The 18998-nt window shown below is 56.3% G+C and carries 15 protein-coding genes; 8 read left to right on the forward strand and 7 right to left on the reverse strand.

Going from position 1 to position 18998, the window contains the following annotated elements; all coding sequences use genetic code 11:
- Positions 1-237 precede the first annotated feature (237 nt).
- From aqpZ to hcr, 4 genes are all read left to right on the forward strand, one after another.
- Complete coding sequence (aqpZ, locus tag ACTJI7_RS04760) at positions 238-933, forward strand: aquaporin Z (RefSeq protein WP_252028249.1); 696 nt, start codon at positions 238-240, stop codon at positions 931-933.
- 181 nt (positions 934-1114) lie between these two features.
- Positions 1115-2014 (forward strand): lysine exporter LysO family protein, encoded by a 900-nt coding sequence (locus tag ACTJI7_RS04765; RefSeq protein WP_028012543.1) that lies wholly within the window; start codon positions 1115-1117, stop codon positions 2012-2014.
- A gap of 144 nt (positions 2015-2158) precedes the next feature.
- Entirely contained in the window at positions 2159-3811 is a 1653-nt protein-coding gene (gene hcp, locus ACTJI7_RS04770) for a hydroxylamine reductase (protein WP_088204926.1), read from the forward strand.
- 10 nt (positions 3812-3821) lie between these two features.
- The gene (gene hcr, locus ACTJI7_RS04775; RefSeq protein WP_100170538.1) at positions 3822-4790 is read left to right on the forward strand and encodes an NADH oxidoreductase; all 969 of its coding nucleotides are present in this window, start codon (positions 3822-3824) and stop codon (positions 4788-4790) included.
- A 274-nt stretch (positions 4791-5064) separates the two neighbouring features.
- Here hcr and ACTJI7_RS04780 read toward each other — a convergent pair whose 3' ends face one another.
- Complete coding sequence (locus ACTJI7_RS04780; RefSeq protein ID WP_126345185.1) at positions 5065-5499, reverse strand: DoxX family protein; 435 nt, start codon at positions 5497-5499, stop codon at positions 5065-5067.
- A gap of 151 nt (positions 5500-5650) precedes the next feature.
- On the opposite strand from ACTJI7_RS04780, the gene poxB reads away from it, so the two are divergent.
- From poxB to ACTJI7_RS04800, 4 genes are all read left to right on the forward strand, one after another.
- Positions 5651-7369 (forward strand): ubiquinone-dependent pyruvate dehydrogenase, encoded by a 1719-nt coding sequence (gene poxB, locus ACTJI7_RS04785; RefSeq protein ID WP_041910648.1) that lies wholly within the window; start codon positions 5651-5653, stop codon positions 7367-7369.
- Between the two features lie 38 nt (positions 7370-7407).
- Positions 7408-8409 (forward strand): low-specificity L-threonine aldolase, encoded by a 1002-nt coding sequence (ltaE, locus tag ACTJI7_RS04790; protein WP_049136617.1) that lies wholly within the window; start codon positions 7408-7410, stop codon positions 8407-8409.
- Positions 8410-8419: 10 nt separating this feature from the next.
- Positions 8420-9856, forward strand: a complete 1437-nt coding sequence (locus ACTJI7_RS04795; protein WP_126345184.1) for an SDR family oxidoreductase — start codon at positions 8420-8422, stop codon at positions 9854-9856.
- A 91-nt stretch (positions 9857-9947) separates the two neighbouring features.
- On the forward strand, positions 9948-10961 hold the full coding sequence (locus tag ACTJI7_RS04800; RefSeq protein ID WP_028012536.1) for an NAD-dependent epimerase/dehydratase family protein: 1014 nt from the start codon (positions 9948-9950) through the stop codon (positions 10959-10961).
- Positions 10962-11084: 123 nt separating this feature from the next.
- Here ACTJI7_RS04800 and ACTJI7_RS04805 read toward each other — a convergent pair whose 3' ends face one another.
- The 6 genes from ACTJI7_RS04805 to gspL form a co-directional block, all read right to left on the reverse strand.
- Complete coding sequence (locus tag ACTJI7_RS04805) at positions 11085-12917, reverse strand: chitinase (protein WP_150143180.1); 1833 nt, start codon at positions 12915-12917, stop codon at positions 11085-11087.
- A 133-nt stretch (positions 12918-13050) separates the two neighbouring features.
- Positions 13051-13491, reverse strand: coding sequence for a type III secretion system invasion protein IagB (iagB, locus tag ACTJI7_RS04810; protein ID WP_045261797.1), 441 nt, complete (start codon positions 13489-13491; stop codon positions 13051-13053).
- 102 nt (positions 13492-13593) lie between these two features.
- Entirely contained in the window at positions 13594-16320 is a 2727-nt protein-coding gene (locus ACTJI7_RS04815; protein WP_048959678.1) for a glycosyl hydrolase family 18 protein, read from the reverse strand.
- Positions 16321-16575: 255 nt separating this feature from the next.
- Positions 16576-17373 carry a prepilin peptidase gene (locus tag ACTJI7_RS04820; RefSeq protein ID WP_047362778.1) on the reverse strand — a complete coding sequence of 266 codons (798 nt, stop codon included), beginning with the start codon at positions 17371-17373 and terminating at the stop codon, positions 16576-16578.
- Entirely contained in the window at positions 17370-17855 is a 486-nt protein-coding gene (gene gspM, locus ACTJI7_RS04825) for a type II secretion system protein GspM (protein ID WP_045261799.1), read from the reverse strand. Before gspM ends, ACTJI7_RS04820 begins: the two co-directional genes overlap by 4 nt.
- The gene (gene gspL / locus ACTJI7_RS04830; protein WP_063942887.1) at positions 17852-18985 is read right to left on the reverse strand and encodes a type II secretion system protein GspL; all 1134 of its coding nucleotides are present in this window, start codon (positions 18983-18985) and stop codon (positions 17852-17854) included. The genes gspM and gspL overlap by 4 nt, the downstream gene beginning before the upstream one ends.
- Positions 18986-18998: the final 13 nt, after the last annotated feature.

Raw genomic sequence — 18998 nt, forward strand, 5'->3', positions numbered from 1 at the left:
AGGAACCCTGGCACGACAGCAGAACATTCAACCTTGCGGGATTTGAACTATGCTCTATTTACCGCTGATTTGAACAAGGATTGACATCACATTGCCTTAAATCAAATTAACCGAATTTATTTAAGTGGCGAAGGGATGTTGTTGGTTTTTAAAATACGGGCTCTTTGAGTCGTCATCCCTTTATGGCGATATATCCCGCGCGCGGGAAAACGCGTGGAAAATTATTTTGAGGTGGTTATGTTTAGAAAATTGGCAGCAGAATGCTTTGGTACATTCTGGCTGGTATTTGGTGGCTGCGGTAGCGCCGTTCTGGCAGCAGCATTCCCGGAATTAGGTATTGGTTTTGTCGGCGTCGCGCTGGCCTTTGGCTTAACCGTATTAACCATGGCTTTCGCCGTGGGGCATATTTCCGGCGGTCATTTTAACCCGGCGGTGACATTAGGCTTATGGGCGGGCGGGCGTTTCCCGGCGAAAGAGGTTATTGGCTACATCGTGGCGCAGGTGGTTGGCGGTATTATTGCGGCGGGCGTGCTGTACGTCATTGCCAGCGGTAAAGCAGGCTTTGACGCGGCGGCCAGCGGCTTCGCCTCTAACGGCTTCGGCGAACACTCTCCGGGCGGTTATTCCATGCTTTCTGCCATTGTAATTGAAATTGTACTGACCGCAGGGCTCCTGCTGGTGATCCACGGTGCAACCGACAAACACGCGCCTGCAGGCTTCGCTCCCATCGCCATTGGTCTGGCGCTGACGCTGATCCACCTGATCTCCATTCCGGTGACCAACACCTCCGTTAACCCGGCGCGCAGCACCGCCGTCGCCATTTTCCAGGGCGGCTGGGCGCTTGAACAGCTGTGGCTGTTCTGGGTGATGCCGATCGTCGGCGGTATTCTGGGCGGCGTGCTGTACCGCACTCTGCTGGAAAAACGCGATTAATCTTTCCCTCCCTCTCCCCGTGGGAGAGGGCCGGGGTGAGGGCAACAGGCCGCACCCCCACATAGACACAAGCCGGGTAAGGCGCAGCCGCCACCCGGCTTTTTTATTGCTCCTTTACCTGACAGCCTTTATTGGGTAGTGTCTCTGGCGCTTAACAGAAACTCAAAAGGACCGGCTGTTCATGTTTTCAGGACTCCTCATTATTCTGCTGCCCCTGATTGTGGGCTATCTTATTCCGCTGCGTCATGAATCGGCCTTAAAGCTTATTAACCGTTTTCTCAGCTGGATTGTTTACGTCATTCTGTTCTTTATGGGGATCAGCCTGGCCTTCCTGGATAATCTGGCGACAAATTTACTTTCCATCCTGCATTATTCTGCGGTCACCGTGGTGGTTATTTTGCTGTGCAATATTGCCGCCCTGCTGTGGCTGGAACGCACTATTCCGTGGAAAAATAATCACCACCAGGAAAAGCTTCCCTCCCGAATTGCAATGGCGCTGGAATCATTAAAGCTCTGCGGCGTCGTGGTGCTTGGATTTCTTCTGGGCCTTACCGGATGGACATTTTTGCAGCACGCGACGGACGCCAGCGAATATACCCTGATCTTCCTGCTGTTCCTGATTGGTATTCAGCTGCGAAATAACGGTATGACGCTGAAACAGATTGTCCTGAACCGTCGGGGAATGATCGTTGCCGTTATGGTTGTCGTCAGCTCCATGGTCGCGGGCGTGATTAATGCCTTTATTCTCGATCTGCCGCTAAAAACCGGCCTGGCGATGGCCTCCGGGTTTGGCTGGTACTCCCTCTCCGGTATTCTGCTGACCGAATCCTTCGGCCCGGTGATCGGCAGCGCTGCCTTTTTTAACGATCTGGCTCGAGAGCTGATTGCCATCATGCTGATCCCGGGTCTGGTTCGCCGCAGCCGCTCGACGGCACTGGGCCTGTGCGGCGCCACGTCGATGGACTTTACCCTGCCGGTCCTCCAGCGGTCGGGCGGGCTGGAGATGGTGCCCGCAGCCATCGTTCACGGCTTTATTTTGAGCCTGCTGGTTCCCGTCCTGATGGCGTTTTTCTCTGCCTGATACCTCTGTGGCGGTAGGGCTCCTGCCGCCAAAATTGCGCTAAATCAATCTCCCTCTATTTTGTCGCAGAAAGCTCTTTTCACCGTTCTGGCACAGGCATACCCTTAAACATGTATATTAAATATAACTTTTACAGGTGTGATTATGTTTTGTGTGCAATGTGAACAAACCATCCGTACCCCGGCAGGCAATGGCTGCTCTTACGCGCAGGGTATGTGCGGTAAAACCGCAGAAACATCAGACCTGCAGGATCTGCTGATAGCCGCCCTGCATGGTCTTTCCGCCTGGGCCTTCAAAGCCCGTGAATACGGCATCGTCGACCATTACGTCGACAGCTTCGCGCCGCGCGCGTTTTTCTCCACGCTGACTAACGTCAACTTCGATTCTCCGCGCATCGTCGGCTATGCCCGCGAAGCGATTGCCCTGCGCGAAGCTTTGAAAGCGCAGTGCCTGAATGCCGATACCAGTGCCCGCGTGGACAACCCAATGGCGGAGCTTCAGCTGGTGAGCGACGACCTGGGCGAGCTACAGCGCCAGGCCGCAGAATTTACCCCTAATAAGGACAAAGCGGCGATTGGCGAGAATATCCTCGGCCTGCGTCTGCTGTGCCTGTACGGCCTGAAAGGTGCAGCGGCTTATATGGAACACGCGCACGTTCTCGGGAAGTCAGATAACGACATTTACGCCCAGTACCATAAAATTATGGCGTGGCTCGGCACCTGGCCTTCCGACATGAACGCCCTGCTCGAGTGCGCAATGGAAATCGGCCAGATGAACTTCAAGGTCATGAGCATTCTGGATGCCGGTGAAACCAGCACCTACGGTCATCCGACCCCGACGCAGGTCAACGTCAAAGCGACCGAAGGCAAATGCATCCTGATTTCCGGGCACGACCTGAAAGATCTCTACAACCTGCTGAAGCAGACCGAAGGCACCGGCGTTAACGTCTATACCCACGGCGAAATGCTGCCCGCCCACGGCTACCCGGAACTGCGCAAGTTCAAGCATCTGGCGGGTAACTACGGCAGCGGCTGGCAGAATCAGCAGGTAGAGTTCGCCCGCTTCCCTGGCCCTATCGTGATGACCTCCAACTGCATCATCGACCCTACCGTGGGCGCGTATGACGACCGCATCTGGACCCGCAGCATCGTCGGCTGGCCGGGCGTGAGCCACCTTGAAGGCGACGATTTCGGTCCGGTTATCGAGCAGGCGCAGCAGATGGCGGGCTTCCCGTACAGCGAAATCGAACATCTGATCACCGTTGGCTTCGGTCGCGAAACGCTGCTGGGTGCGGCAGATTCTCTGATTGACCTCGTCAGCCGTGAAAAGCTGCGCCACATCTTCCTCGTTGGGGGATGCGACGGCGCGCGCGGCGAGCGTAACTACTTCACCGATTTCGCCACCAGCGTGCCGGATGATTGCCTGATCCTGACCCTGGCGTGCGGTAAATACCGTTTCAACAAGCTGGACTTCGGCAACATCGAAGGCCTGCCGCGCCTGATTGATGCAGGCCAGTGCAACGATGCTTACTCGGCCATCATTCTGGCGGTCACGCTGGCGGAAAAACTCGGCTGCGGCGTCAACGATCTGCCGCTGTCGCTGGTGCTCTCCTGGTTCGAGCAGAAAGCGATTGTCATTCTGCTTACCCTGCTCTCTCTCGGCGTGACCAACATCGTAACCGGCCCGACCGCGCCAGGCTTCCTGACGCCGGACCTGCTGGCGGTGCTGAACGAGAAATTCGGTCTGCGTTCCGTGACCAACGTTGAAGATGATATGAAGCAACTGCTGAGCGCGTAAGGAGCGATTCATGACCATGCCAACCTCACAATGTCCGTGGCGGATGCAGGTTCATCACATCCATCAGGAGACGCCGGATGTGTGGACGCTGTCGCTGCTCTGCCACGACTACTATCCGTACCGTGCGGGCCAGTATGCGCTGGTCAGCGTTCGCAACTCGGCGGACACGCTTCGCGCCTATACGATCTCCTCCACGCCGGGCGTGAGCGAGTACATTACGCTCACTATCCGCCGCATTGATGACGGTGCAGGCTCTCAGTGGCTGACCCGTGACGTGAAGCGCGGAGATTACATCTGGCTGTCTGACGCGCAGGGGGATTTCACCTGTGACGATAAGGCAGACAATAAATTCCTGCTGCTGGCGGCGGGCTGTGGCGTAACGCCGATCATGTCGATGCGCCGCTGGCTGGCGAAGAACCGCCCGCAGGCCGACGTGCAGACAATCTTCAGCGTGCGCTCTCCGGAAGATGTGATTTTTGCCGATGAGTGGCGTAATTATCCGGTGACGCTGGTGGCGGAACACAACGCGACCCACGGTTTTGTGCCCGGTCGCCTGAGCCGCGAGCTGCTGCAAAGCGTGCCGGACATTGCGAACCGTACCGTGATGACCTGCGGCCCGGCGCCGTACATGGATATCGTGGAGAAAGAAGTTAGAGCGCTTGGCGTGACCCGCTTCTTCAAAGAGCAGTTCTTCACGCCGGTGGCGGAAGCGGCAACCAGCGGGATTCAGTTCACCAAACTGCAGCCCGCACAGACCTTCTTTGGCCGCGTGGGCACCACGCTGCTGGAAGCGCTGGAAAGCAACAAGGTGCCGGTAGTCGCGGCCTGCCGTGCGGGCGTGTGCGGCTGCTGTAAAACGAAAGTGGTTTCCGGGGAATATACCGTCACCAGCACCATGACGCTTTCCGACGCGGAAATTGCCGAGGGTTACGTGCTGGCGTGCTCGTGCCACCCGCAGGGGGATTTGGTCCTCGCATAAGCGATAAACGTTCGATCGTAGGCCCGGTAAGCGTCAGCGCCACCGGGCTTTTTTGCCGGGTGGCACTGCGTTTACCCGGCCTACGTTGTGCATGCTGCCTGTACGGCAGTGAACTGGAACAATGTACACCTATCACCTTGTCAGATAAAGAATTCCCCTAAAAAATACCCCTTAAACCCTTTTTTCATCACAAATAATTCCGCTTAATAAAATCAAAGACTTAAAAACCTCCAAAAAAAGGGTCCAGAGACCCTTATATTTTTAGCACCCAGCTTTATTGCCAAGCAGGCGCTTTCCCTAACGCAAACCGCCCTGCCCCTAAACACGCCACCGCCAGCGAGCCAACAAAGAAGTACACCAGACTTTCAATCGCCCATGCCCCAACCTTATCGAGCGCGAACGTTTCACCCACTCCCACCATCAGCCATGCCACGATCATCGTAAACGCCAGCACCAGCGCGGCCGGGCGCGTAAAGAGCCCGACAATAATCAGGATCGGTGCCACCACTTCGCCAATCAACACGCCGTAGGCAATAAATCCTGGCAGCCCTATCTCTACCAGCATGCCGCTGATAAAGCCCACGCCACCAAACAGCTTATGCAAACCGTGAAAAAGCATCAGCCCACCGACGGCAAGTCGTAACAAGAGTTTGCCGATATCGTCGCACGATAGCTTTTCATTAACAGCAATTAACAATGATTTAACCATTTGAAATGATTCCTGTTTTCACTGAGGCATCACCAGATTATGCCGAAGCGTGGCGCGTGAAAAGCACCTTTTAAATGGGGGGATTTGACGGGCAATACAGTGACTTTCTTCTAAGCTTGTAAGCGATATCACAAAAAGGAGACGGACAACCATGAAACAAACCGTGGCTGCATATATAGCGAAAACGCTCGAACAGGCTGGCGTAAAACGTATCTGGGGCGTGACCGGCGATTCCCTGAACGGGCTCAGCGACAGCCTGAACAAGATGAAAACCATCGAATGGATGCCGACCCGTCATGAGGAGGTCGCTGCCTTCGCCGCCGGTGCCGAAGCGCAGCTCACAGGAGAACTGGCCGTGTGTGCAGGCTCGTGCGGGCCTGGCAACCTGCATCTGATCAACGGCCTGTTCGACTGTCACCGTAATCACGTGCCGGTGCTGGCGATTGCCGCCCATATCCCCTCTTCCGAAATCGGCAGCGGCTATTTTCAGGAGACGCATCCGCAGGAGCTGTTCCGTGAATGCAGCCACTACTGTGAGCTGGTTTCATCCCCGGAGCAGATCCCGCAGGTGCTGGCGATCGCCATGCGCAAAGCCGTGCTAAACCGTGGCGTTTCCGTGGTCGTTATCCCGGGAGACGTGGCGCTCAAGGCTGCACCTGAAGGGGCCAGCACCCACTGGTATCACGCTCCGCAGCCGGTGGTAACGCCAGCCGAAGAGGAGCTGAAAAAGCTGGCGCAGCTGCTGCGTTACTCCAGCAATATCGCCCTGATGTGCGGCAGCGGCTGTGCGGGCGCGCATAAAGAGCTGCTGGAATTTGCCGGAAAGCTTAAAGCGCCGATCGTCCACGCCCTGCGCGGCAAAGAGCACGTCGAATACGATAACCCGTACGATGTGGGCATGACCGGGCTGATCGGTTTTTCTTCCGGCTTCCACACCATGATGAACGCCGACACGTTGATCCTGCTCGGCACCCAGTTCCCGTACCGCGCGTTCTACCCGACGGACGCCAAAATCATTCAGATTGATATCAACCCGGCCAGCATCGGTGCGCACAGCAAGGTCGATATGGCGCTGGTGGGCGATATTAAATCCACCCTTGCCGCCCTGCTGCCGCTGCTGGAAGAGAAAACCGACCGCAAATTCCTGGACAAGGCATTGAGCGATTATCGCGACGCGCGCAAGGGGCTGGACGACCTCGCCAAACCGAGCGACAAAGCCATTCATCCGCAGTATCTGGCGCAGCAGATCAGCCATTTTGCGGACGACGACGCTATTTTTACCTGCGATGTCGGCACGCCAACCGTCTGGGCGGCGCGCTACCTGAAGATGAACGGCAAACGTCGCCTGCTCGGCTCGTTCAACCACGGCTCGATGGCCAACGCCATGCCGCAGGCGCTGGGGGCAAAAGCGACGGCACCGGAGCGTCAGGTCGTGGCGATGTGCGGCGATGGCGGGTTCAGCATGCTGATGGGGGATTTCCTGTCGGTGGTGCAGATGAAGCTTCCGCTGAAAATCGTGGTCTTTAACAACAGCGTGCTGGGCTTCGTGGCGATGGAGATGAAGGCCGGAGGCTATCTGACGGACGGCACCGAGCTGCACGACACCAACTTTGCCCGCATCGCCGAAGCGTGCGGCATCACCGGCATTCGCGTGGAGAAAGCCTCAGAGGTGGATGAAGCCCTGCAGCGCGCCTTCTCCATCGACGGTCCGGTACTGGTTGACGTCGTCGTCGCCAAAGAAGAGCTGGCGATCCCGCCGCAGATCAAGCTGGAACAGGCCAAAGGTTTTAGCCTCTACATGCTGCGCGCCATCATTAGCGGGCGCGGTGACGAAGTGATCGAACTGGCAAAAACCAACTGGCTCAGGTAAAACGTTTCGCATGACCTCTTAAAATAAAGGGATGTGAAATGATTGATTTGCGTAGTGATACCGTTACCCGCCCGAGCCGCGCCATGCTCGAAGAGATGATGGCCGCCCCGGTCGGGGACGACGTCTACGGCGATGACCCGACGGTCAACGAACTGCAGCGCTATGCGGCAGAGCTGAGCGGCAAGGAGGCCGCGCTGTTCCTGCCGACCGGCACGCAGGCTAACCTGGTGGCGCTGCTCAGCCACTGCGAGCGCGGTGAAGAGTATATCGTCGGCCAGGGTGCGCATAACTACCTGTACGAAGCTGGCGGCGCGGCGGTGCTCGGTAGCATCCAGCCGCAGCCGATTGACGCCGCGCCGGACGGCTCCCTGCCGCTGGATAAAGTCGCGGCAAAAATCAAAGCTGACGATATTCACTTCGCCCGCACCAGGCTGCTCAGCCTCGAAAACACCCACAACGGTAAAGTGCTGCCGCGCGAATACCTGAAAGCGGCGTGGGAATTCACTCGCGAGCGCAGGCTCGGCCTGCACGTCGATGGCGCACGCATTTTCAATGCCGTGGTGGAGTACGGCTGCGAGCTGAAAGAGATAACGCAATATTGCGACTCGTTCACCATTTGCCTCTCAAAAGGGCTGGGTACGCCGGTGGGTTCGCTGCTGGTCGGCAGCGCAGACTACATCAAGCGCGCCAACCGCTGGCGTAAAATGACCGGCGGCGGCATGCGTCAGGCGGGCATTCTGGCGGCTGCGGGACTGTACGCGTTAAAAAATAACGTGGCGCGCCTCAAGGACGATCATGACAACGCCGCGTGGATGGCAACGCAGCTGCGCGAGATCGGCGCGGACGTGATGCGTCACGACACCAACATGCTGTTTGTGCGCGTGGGCGACGAGCACGCCGCTGCGCTGGGTGAGTTTATGAAAGCGCGTGGCGTGCTGATCAATGCCTCCCCGGTCGTGCGCCTGGTGATGCATCTCGACGTGAGCCGCGAACAGCTGGCGGACGTGGTGAAACACTGGCAGGCGTTTTTACAGCGTTAAGGAGCATCACGTGCCGCAACGTATTCTGGTGCTCGGCGCCAGCGGATATATCGGTCAGCACCTCACTACTGCATTAAGCCAGCAGGGGCATCAGGTGCGGGCAGCGGCACGCAATACCGAGCGTCTGCAAAAGCTTGGTTTGCCTGGCGTGACCTGTCACAACGTCGATCTCAACTGGCCGAAGGAACTCCCCGCGCTGCTGGAAGGGGTCGACACGCTTTACTACCTGGTCCACAGCATGGGCGAAGGCGGGGATTTTATCGCCCACGAGCGTCAGGTGGCGATGAACGTCCGCGATGCCCTGCTGCAAACCCCGGTTAAGCAGGTGATTTTTTTAAGCTCGCTCCAGGCACCCGAACACGAGCAGTCCGACCATCTGCGCGCCCGCCAGCTGACGGCAGACACGCTGCGCGGGGCGAATATTCCCGTCACCGAACTGCGCGCCGGGATCATCGTCGGCGCGGGTTCCGCCGCCTTCGAAGTAATGCGCGATATGGTCTACAACCTGCCGGTGCTGACCCCGCCGCGCTGGGTGCGCTCGCGCACCACGCCGATTGCGCTGGAAAATTTGCTCCACTATCTGGTGGCCCTGCTGGATCACCCGGCAGAGCAACACCGCGTGCTGGAGGCGGCAGGCCCGGAAGTGCTGAGCTATCAGGAGCAGTTCGAACATTTCATGCGCGTCAGCGGACGCCGCCGCTGGCTGATCCCCATCCCCTTCCCGACCCGCTGGATTTCGGTGTGGTTTTTGAATGTCATCACCTCGGTTCCCCCAACGACTGCCAAAGCACTGATCCAGGGGCTAAAGCACGATCTGCTGGCGGACGATCGCGCGCTGCGCGCCTTGATCCCCCAGAACCTGATCCGCTTTGACGACGCGGTGCGCCATACGCTGAAAGAAGAAGAGAAGCTGGTGAACTTCAGCGACTGGGGCTACGACGCGCAGGCCTTTGCCCGGTGGCGCCCCGAGTACGGCTATTACCCGAAGCAGGCGGGCTGCACGGTAAAAACCTCTGCCAGCCTTCACGCGCTGTGGGAGGTGGTGAACCAGATCGGCGGCAAAGAGCGCTATTTCTTCGGCAATATCCTCTGGCAGACGCGCGGTGCGATGGATCTGCTGGTCGGTCACCGGCTGGCGAAAGGCCGCCCGGCGCATCCGTATCTTAAGCCAGGCGATGCGGTCGACAGCTGGAAGGTGATCGTCGTCGAGCCGGAAAAACAGCTGGCGCTACTGTTCGGCATGAAGGCGCCGGGGCTGGGGCGGCTCTGCTTTACGCTCAAGGACAAAGGCGACCATCGGGAACTGGACGTTCGCGCCTGGTGGCACCCACACGGGATGCCGGGTCTGTTCTACTGGCTGTTTATGATCCCCGCCCATCTGTTTATCTTCCGGGGAATGGCAAAACGCATTGCGCAACTGGCAGAACAAAAGACGAAAATAAGTTAATAAAACCCTCTTTCTTTCACCTTTCCCATTGCAACACATCGTAATTCACGAAAGAATGCGCACGAAATTCTTTTCAACACAGTGGATTGATATGAAGGTACTGGTTACCGGGGCGACCAGCGGCTTAGGCCGAAATGCGGTCGAATTTCTGCGCAACAAGGGCATCAGCGTCAGGGCCACCGGTCGCAACGAAGCGATGGGGAAACTGCTGCAAAAAATGGGCGCGGAGTTCGTCCATGCCGACCTGACGGAGCTGGTCTCCTCGCAGGCGAAGGTGATGCTCGCCGGTATCGACACGCTGTGGCACTGCTCCAGTTTTACCTCCCCGTGGGGAACCCAGGAAGCCTTCGATCTCGCCAACGTGCGCGCCACGCGTCGTCTGGGCGAATGGGCCGTCGCCTGGGGCGTGCGTAACTTTATCCATATCTCCTCCCCGTCGCTCTATTTTGATTATCACCACCATCGCGACGTGCAGGAAGACTTCCGCCCTGCTCGCTTTGCCTGCGAGTTTGCCCGCAGCAAGGCGGCCAGCGAAGAGGTGATCGACCTACTGGCGCAGTCAAACCCGCATACCCGTTTTACCGTCCTGCGCCCGCAAAGCCTCTTCGGACCGCACGACAAAGTGTTTATTCCGCGTCTGGCGCAGATGATGCACCACTACGGCAGCGTGCTGCTGCCGCGCGGCGGCGATGCGCTGGTGGACATGACCTATTACGAAAATGCCGTCCACGCCATGTGGCTGGCAAGCCAGCCGGACTGCGATAAGCTTATCTCCGGTCGCGCCTATAATATCACCAACGGTGAACCGTGCACGTTGCGCAGCATTGTGCAGCGGCTGATTGATGAACTGCAGATCGACTGCCGTATCCGTTCCGTGCCCTACCCGATGCTGGACATGATCGCCCGCAGCATGGAGCGTTTTGGCAGTAAATCCGCCAAAGAGCCCGCGCTGACGCACTACGGCGTATCGAAGCTTAACTTTGATTTTACGCTGGATATCACGCGCGCGGAGACTGAGCTGGGGTATAAGCCGATTGTGACGCTGGATGAAGGCATTGTGCGCACGGCGGCGTGGTTACGGGATCACGGGAAGTTGCACCGCTAGCCTTTTTGCCCGGTGGCGGCTTCGCCTTACCGGGCCTACATCCCCTCGCCCCTCCGGGGAGAGGGTTAGGGAGAGGGGAAAGTGCAAATACTAAAACGGCAACCTTTCGGTTGCCGTTTGCTTTTACAGAGCCGTCCAGGCATCAGCCCATGCCAGACCTGCGCCTGGTTCATAGTATGCCGGGGAGTTGTTACACCAGCCGCTGTACGGGAACGGTTTGCACTGGAACAGTTTACCGTGGTTGTTCACGATATCACCTGCGTTGTACTTGCTGTTCGCGCTCCACGCCTGGTAAGCACCTTCGTCACCTGATGGCGTTGCCGCTTTCGCTTTCACGTTCAGCAGGTAAGTGGTGGTATTGCTCAGCTCGCCATCGCTGACGGTCAGGCTGATTTCAATCTGCTGCGCCGTTGCGGACTCAGGCGCCTTGAAGGTCACCACCGCTTTATCTTCGCCGGTCACAGTCTGGCCATCCTGAGAATGCCAGGTGTAGGTCAGCTTGTTGCCGTCCGCGTCGGTAGAGCCTTCCGCGCTCAGAGACACCTGCGCGCCCGCTTCAACGGCACCGATTGGACCCGCAATCTGCGCAACCGGCGCGTGGTTCACCGCAACAGGTTCAGCCGGGGTTTCATCCGGCGTTGGCGCTGGAGCTGGTGCCGGCGTTTCATCTTCTGAAGGCGTTGGCGTTGGCGCTGGCGTTACCGGGGTTTCGTCCGGCGTTACGGCAGAGCCGTCATCGTTCACGATATTGACGTTATAGAACTTCTGCACGCACTTGGTATAGTCGCCGTCTTTGAACGCACTGAACGGCGTCTGGTAGCCCACCAGCTGGCACGAGTAGGTCTTACCGTCTGGCGTATCCGCGCTCCATCCCCAGTCCTGCTCCCAGTAGATCTTCAGGGCGCCTGCACCGTATTCGTCGAACTGCTTCATGTTGGCGCAGCCCAGCACTTCATTGGCCGGAACAGGCACTTTCAGGTAGTTCGCGAACTCTTTGTAGTACTTGATACGGTTCTGAGACTGAGCAATTTCAGTCGGGCCGCCGCACTCTACGCCGCCGTTGATGATCTGGGTGGTCACACCGAAGCCAGGGACCAGACCGTTGGCTTTATCATGATCGTTCGGCTGCCACGTGCCGTCGATAACCTGCAGCATGCTTGGTTTTGGCGGCTGTGGGTAGGCGAAGAAGAAGATCGCGCTCGCCAGGTTCAGCCAGGTATCCGCCACCAGCTCAGGTTTATCCAGCAGGGTACGCACGTCGCCGTACATTGCTTCGGAGAACGGACCGTAGTTGTAGTTGTAGGACAGCTGCTTCGCGCCGCGACCGAAGTAGCTCAGGAAGTCGCCGTCTTTATCCTTACCGCACGGCCAGGTCTGGCCCTGCCATACTTTCGGGTCACATTCGCCGTTATAGCCGCCCTTCTGCCCTTCGCTCCAGCCCATTTCACGCACGTGGACCAGCGCCTGACGCCACTCGGCTTCCGGACGCCAGCTTTCGTGGCCGCCGGTTTCCTGGGCAAAGTGGGCAAACATGGTGGCCAGCTCTTTGCGGCAGATCGCATCGCTGTCGCGACCGTCGTTATAGGTCTTACACAGCGCCGGGAATTTACCTACGGCTTTCAGGAAGTTGCTGTAGGTATAGGCCTGAGCGCGCAGCGGGAAGAGATAATCCCAGTCGCTGGCCTTCACGATCCCTTCCACGCGCTTAACGTTGTCCGGGTTCGCCGCACGGCCTGGCTCAATCATTTCGACCTGCGCGTTATCAAGGGTCTGAATCGTCTCTTTAACGGAGGTCATCAGCGGGAAGTTAGTGAGCTCCTGCTCTTTCTTCGCCAGATCGCTGGCTTTCATGGTGTACGGCTCGCCGGTGGTCGCCTGCAAAGAGGCAGCCTGCGCCATAAAAGGTGCAACGCAAGCACCAGCAACAAGTACACTCAGTAACGTCCTTTTGTTCATTTCAATATTCCTGTTTCGTTAAGATTAAAAAAAGAATCCCGGTTTATGTATTAATCCATTAATAAATAAACCACAGACAGCTGTTTTCACTTTTCGAAGAACACCAAAAGGAATTCTTCAAAAATAAAAAACGTTAATAACGCGCTGCTAATTTCAATTCCTGATATTTTTTCCAGACTTTGTGGGCATACATCATACGCTGCGGATAATTCTCTTTTTTCAACCCGGCGTTATAAGCTCCCACCGCTTCCCAGTTATAGCCGTAGACCTTAATCATGTTTGAGAGAATTGACGCTCCCACCATAATTGAGGTACAGGGTTCGGCCATCAACTGATATTCATCAATGCCTTTGCTCTCAAGCTCCGTAAAGTGCGAGCTGTTTATTTGCATTAATCCCACATCGCGAGTGCCATCGTGGTTTTGCCCAACCGCATACGGGTTCATCCCGGATTCAACGTTAGCAATGGCATACAGCAAATAAGGATCGACATGATAATAATGCGCAGCTCTGTCCCAACAATTTGCCAGTGCGCTTTGGCTTATTATCAATAACAACAATATTAACTTTTTCATTTTTACCTGCTGACATTTTCGGTTATTTCTCCTGGCCAACATCCTGTAAAATGAAGTTTGAATTGCTCCCCCCAATAAGGGGGGAGCATTTATTGGGCTAGATTATTTGCAGTCTGTTGCTGCGCCTTCTTTTACCCATACATCGCTGTTAGCCGGGTTATCACCACGGGTCCACCATTTGGCACGGTAAACGCTGCCCTGGTAAGTGGTGGTATCGCCGCCGTTGTAGACCAGGTCAGAACGCCAGTTCATCTTCACGTTGCTCACCAGTTCCCATGCATCCACACCGAAGCCAGGCTGGTTGCCCTGCGTCCAGTACTTCGCTTTCCACACCAGATGGTCGAAGCTTACGGTATCGCCATTGTTGTAGATTTTGCTGGCATCCCAGGCAGCATATTTGCTGGCGTTAGCATCGACAGGCGCGTCGCAGCTACCGGTTGCAGAACCTTCGTCAGATGGCGGAGTCACATCATCAGCCGGAGGGGTCACATCGTCAGCTGGTGGGGTCACATCGTCAGCCGGAGGGGTCACCTCATCAGCCGGTGGCGTTACGTCAGCCGGTTTTGGATTCACAGTCACCTGCACGTTAGACTGCACGCTGGTTTTACCATCCGTCACAACAACGCTCAGCGTGTAAGAAGAGGTATTGTTCACCTCTGGCGCAGTGATGCGAACGTTAGCAGTATCGGTACCCGTTGCGTTCATATCAGCCGGTACGCTCCAGCTGTAGGTCAGCGCATCGCCATCAGGATCGGAGGCTTGTGCATGCAGAGAAATCGCTTCACCGGATTCAACGGTAACGGATTCCATGGCATTGATCACCGGAGCCTGGTTGGCCTTAGGCGCTTTGTTCACTACCTGTACGTCAATAGCGTTGCTCAACCCTTTCGCGTCGGTCACGGTCAGGCGGAACACCAGGTTCTGATCGCTGGTCACGGCCGGTACGCTGAAGCTGGCTTTCGCTTTGGTGCTGTTCGCCAGGGTCACGGTGGCGCCGGAAACCTGCGTCCATTTATAGGTCAGCGCATCGCCGTCCTGGTCGCTGGAGGCTGAGCCGTCGAGCGTGACAGTCGCCGGGCCCGTTACCGTCATGTCGGTTGCAGAAGCGACCGGCGCATGGTTGGTTACAACCGGCTCAACAGGCGTAGAGCTGCCGCCCAGCAGGCTTTCATTCATGGCATTCAGGATATCGCCGTTATCGGATTCGATAGACCATGCGAACAAACCACCCAGGTTTTTGTTCAGCACGTATTTGCCTTTCGCATTGACGGAACGGGCGTTATCGTATGTCACCAGCTCACCGGTGGATTTGTTGAACACGTACGGCGCTTCTGCTGCTTCGTCGTATTTGTATTCCCAGCCTGGTTTGCCCAGCATCTGGTTTACAATCTGACGGTAGTCAACAATACCGTTTTCCCATGTCCCTTTGATTGGACCCGTCGCGGTACCGGTGAATGGATTGTCACCCGTGTAACCGTGAACGCCGGTCCAGCCGCGGCCATACATGCCCGCACCGACGACGATCTTGCCAGGCTGAACGCCCTGCGCCAGCATCTCTTTCACTGCGTTATCGGTGGTGTAGTTGGTATCTGGTTTCCAGGACGCACCGTACAGCGCGGTCTGGTGACCCAAATCGGTATTACTCCACGCACCGTAGAAGTCGTAGCTCATCAGGAAGATATGGTCGATGTACTGCTGCGCGGTGTTGTAGTCCACGTCTTCGATCTTATCTTTACCTGCACCGATTGCCGTGGTCAGCTCGTAGGTACGGCCAGTTTCCGCAGACAGCTCGTTCAGCATCTGACGCAGGTCATGCATCAGCGCGGTGTAAGTCGCTTTGTCGGTCTGCGGGTTACCCAGCTTGGCGTTCTCACCGCCGCCGCCCGGGAATTCCCAGTCGATATCCACACCGTCGAACACTTTCCAGGTGGTCAGGAAGTCTTTAACGGACGCAACGAAGCGGTCACGCAGCACTTTGTTATCCATCTGATAGAACGGGTCAGACAGAGTCCAGCCGCCTACGGATGGCAGGATTTTCAGATCAGGATGGGCTTTTTTCATCGCCATCAGCTGGCCGTAGTTGCCTTTGTACGGGTCGTCCCAGTTGCTTACGCCCTGCTGAGGTTTTTGCAGCGCAGCCCACGGATCGTGGATCGCCACGGTGTAGTCCTGGCGGCCCTGACAGGCGCGTTTCAGAGACTCCAGCGCGCCGGAGGATTTGGCGCTGTCGTTAATGCCGTCGCCGCCACAGATTGGAATGAAGCCGTACAGCAGGTGGTTAATGTTCGCGACAGGAATTTTGTCTGCCGAGAAGTTACGGTCGTACACGCCCCACTCAGGGAAGTAAGCGCCAACCACTTTATCGGTGTGCTGCGCGAACGCTTTGTTGTTTTCCAGCAGCGGGGTGTTCAGAGGAAGCAGGTGGCTACCGTCGGTGTCCGCCACGATGATCAGCTTGCTGGCGCTCTTGGTGCAGCCGCTGTCGTTACACAGCTCGACCTGCTCCTGATAGCGTCCGCCTTTCTTCACTTTAAAGGTCGCAGAGCCTGCGGCACTACCCGCACCGGTCCAGACGGTCTTGCCGTCCAGCAAAACTTTTGCAGACGTTGGGGCATCGCCGCTCCAGACGTTCCACTCCACCTTCACGTCAACGCCATCTTTATGCACTTTGATGAGGTTGTTGTAGTCCTGTGCCGCCTGATCCACCTCTACCAGCGCAAACTTATCATTGCCTGATGTAATTGACGGTGTACCCGGCGCCGCTGCAAATACTGAGCTTGTTGCGGCTGCAACAAAAAGCGCCAGATATTTAGGCTTCATAAATTTCATTTTTTATTTCCTGATAAATTTATTCGTAACGTAATAATCCATGTCTTCCTTGAGAGCATGGAGTCTATTTGCGTAATGCGTATTTAACCAACCTGAAAACCGTGACAAAAAACGTCTTGCTGCGTTGTATTCCTCCATAAAAAGATACAAGTCCAAATTCCGTGTAGCTTATATCTTTTACGATACACTGAGCGCAAAGAGACATCCTTCTCTTCCACCGTCAAAAAAACTTATAAAAAAACTTGACCTGTATATTTAAAATATGAAAGCAAACTGCTGTCCAATAAACACGACTATTCCAGCAAATGACAGATAGGGTCCGAAAGAAATAGTGAGGTTATTTTTATTTAAATTATTTAACGCGAAATAGCCCGCGATACCGCTCAACGCTGCGGCAAGTTCAATTGAAGGCAGCGCCTGCCAACCGCACCAGGCGCCTAAGGCCGCCAGCAGCTTAAAATCGCCGTAGCCCAGTCCTTCCCGCCCGGTCAGCAGGCGAAAGGCCCAGTAGAGCAGCCAGAGCGACAGATAGCCTGCTACCGCACCGAACAGCGCGTCCTGCAACGGCAATCTGTGGTCAAATGCATGGAGTAAGAGACCTGCCCACAACAGCGGCTGGGTCAGGCAGTCCGGGAGAAGCTGATGCTGCCAGTCGATCATCGCCAGTGGCAGTAAAAACAGCGCGAGTAACCACAGCGAAAACAACCCCTGAACGTCCGGCATGCACCAGGCCGTAACGCCAAAAAACAGCGCCGAGAAAAATTCGATCAAAAATAACCGCAGCGGGATGGTCGTGCCGCACTGGTGGCAGCGTCCCCGTAATAACAGCCAGCTGACCAGGGGAATATTTTCCCATGCAGCAAGCGTGTGCTGGCACACCGGACAGTGCGAGGCAGGAAAGAGCAGATTGCCGCTTCCCTCTTCATCCATCACAATTCCCGGCAGGCGCTCGGCAACAACGCCAAGAAAACTGCCCATAATCCCGCCCAGGATCGCACTCATTATCGGAAAACTAACCGGGCAGGCCTCCCGGATCAGCGAGAAGGTATTCATGCGTTTTTTGCCCAGGTGAGCTGCACCTGCGCTTTTACATCGCTGAGATGGTCAACCGGCGTGAGGTTTATTTTTTGCAATCTGACGCCGGAGGTCTGATTAATTTCGCGCAGCCAGTTTTTTAATTCATAAACATTTACCCGATTAACCACGAACGATAAAGTTTGTCCCTCCTGGCGCACGTCCGTCAGCGACAGGTTAATTTCATTGGCGCTTTTCTCGACCACCGTGCGTGGATTATCCGTTTTGACTAACTGAACCTGAAGATGATTTTTATCAATTTCATTGCGCATCCAGTTAAGCGTCTCTTTTTGTCTTTTAAGCGTCGATTTACTATTTTGAATCATATTATCCAAAGGGATGACTCCTGCGTAATACACCGCAGCCCCAAGCAGGGCAACGATGCAGAGTTTTAAAATAACTTTCTCCCGGGCGCTGTAGTTCTGGTAGCGTGATTTCAGTTGCGCGATTCGCTCTTTCATTTATGTTTCCCTGCGATCATGGCGGTATAGGGTTTGGTGGTTGAAACAGGCTGTAAGGTAAAATCGAAATTCTCACGGGTCTGATTAACAAACGCCTGCAACGCGGGCTGGTTTTGCGCGCTGACGCTCAGCGTCAGCGTGTTTTGCTGCGCATCGTATTCCAGCAGATCGATTTCCATCGCAGGCACTGACTGCCGGGCGGCCGCCAGCTCGTCCAGCTGAAGGAAGATCCCCTTACTCTGTTTTTTGACGTTCTGACCAAAGTGATATTTGATATTGGTCTGGTGACGCATGCTGGGGAAATGGTGCTTATACACCTGGAGGATCTCCTCCTGTATCTGGTTTTCCTGCTGCACCAACATCCAGGCCATCGCAATGCGCGGCCCCAGCAGCAGGCCAACGGACAGCAGGCCCGCAATCGCCACTGCGGCTTTCATGCTTTTCACGACACGCCCGTTACCGGCCTTAAGGCTGAATTCACCGTGAAGCAGATTCACGCGACAGGCCTGCCACTGCGGCTGGATCAGCACCAGCGGATGCTGCCAGGGCTGGGCGATGTCGACGTCCACACCAGCAGGCGCTTCGCCGTAACAGCACACCTCCCCCTCTCCGGCCTTCTGCATCAGAAGCGGCAGCAGGCTCGCTTCCATTTCGCTGGCAACATGCGGTGATAAACGTAGCCAGTAGCCGTCGTCCTGAGCGACAAGAGTACTTCCGCCAGCCGTCACGGGCAGCAGCCAGGCATCCGGCAGCACCTGGATCACTTTTAACCCCGCCTCCTGACAGCGGCTTAACCACCCGCGCAGCAGATCGGCGTCTATCGCCACCGCATCAACCTCAGCGCCTTTTTTGTTCAGCACCGTCCAGTGGAGATTATCCACCTCGCCAATCAGCGTCTCTTCCGCCATCCAGGAGAATGCCGTCGCCTGAGAGGCGACTTTCTTCGGCAGCGTAAAATGGCGGAAGATCATGCTGCTGGCGGGCAGCAGCAGACAAACACGGGCCGCCAGTGGGTGGTCCGCCAGCGCGTCCAGGCTCTCCAGCGTCTCAACCTGCTGGCTGCCGGAGACACACCCCATTATTTTCCCGCCCTCGCGGTTATCGGGACGAACAAAAAGTACCTGTTTCATAGCGATCTACTTT

Source organism: Enterobacter sp. 22499 (assembly GCF_052044815.1).
GTDB lineage: Bacteria > Pseudomonadota > Gammaproteobacteria > Enterobacterales > Enterobacteriaceae > Enterobacter > Enterobacter bugandensis.

What these genes read in the sequence shown, in the direction of transcription:
- gspL (WP_063942887.1), bottom strand. Translation starts at nt 18,985, where the DNA reads ATGAAACAGGTACTTTTTGTTCGTCCCGATAACCGCGAGGGCGGGAAA.
- iagB (WP_045261797.1), bottom strand. Translation starts at nt 13,491, where the DNA reads ATGAAAAAGTTAATATTGTTGTTATTGATAATAAGCCAAAGCGCACTG.
- hcp (WP_088204926.1), top strand. Translation starts at nt 2,159, where the DNA reads ATGTTTTGTGTGCAATGTGAACAAACCATCCGTACCCCGGCAGGCAAT.
- ACTJI7_RS04800 (WP_028012536.1), top strand. Translation starts at nt 9,948, where the DNA reads ATGAAGGTACTGGTTACCGGGGCGACCAGCGGCTTAGGCCGAAATGCG.
- hcr (WP_100170538.1), top strand. Translation starts at nt 3,822, where the DNA reads ATGACCATGCCAACCTCACAATGTCCGTGGCGGATGCAGGTTCATCAC.
- ACTJI7_RS04815 (WP_048959678.1), bottom strand. Translation starts at nt 16,320, where the DNA reads ATGAAATTTATGAAGCCTAAATATCTGGCGCTTTTTGTTGCAGCCGCA.
- ACTJI7_RS04765 (WP_028012543.1), top strand. Translation starts at nt 1,115, where the DNA reads ATGTTTTCAGGACTCCTCATTATTCTGCTGCCCCTGATTGTGGGCTAT.
- ltaE (WP_049136617.1), top strand. Translation starts at nt 7,408, where the DNA reads ATGATTGATTTGCGTAGTGATACCGTTACCCGCCCGAGCCGCGCCATG.
- ACTJI7_RS04780 (WP_126345185.1), bottom strand. Translation starts at nt 5,499, where the DNA reads ATGGTTAAATCATTGTTAATTGCTGTTAATGAAAAGCTATCGTGCGAC.
- ACTJI7_RS04805 (WP_150143180.1), bottom strand. Translation starts at nt 12,917, where the DNA reads ATGAACAAAAGGACGTTACTGAGTGTACTTGTTGCTGGTGCTTGCGTT.
- gspM (WP_045261799.1), bottom strand. Translation starts at nt 17,855, where the DNA reads ATGAAAGAGCGAATCGCGCAACTGAAATCACGCTACCAGAACTACAGC.
- ACTJI7_RS04820 (WP_047362778.1), bottom strand. Translation starts at nt 17,373, where the DNA reads ATGAATACCTTCTCGCTGATCCGGGAGGCCTGCCCGGTTAGTTTTCCG.
- poxB (WP_041910648.1), top strand. Translation starts at nt 5,651, where the DNA reads ATGAAACAAACCGTGGCTGCATATATAGCGAAAACGCTCGAACAGGCT.
- aqpZ (WP_252028249.1), top strand. Translation starts at nt 238, where the DNA reads ATGTTTAGAAAATTGGCAGCAGAATGCTTTGGTACATTCTGGCTGGTA.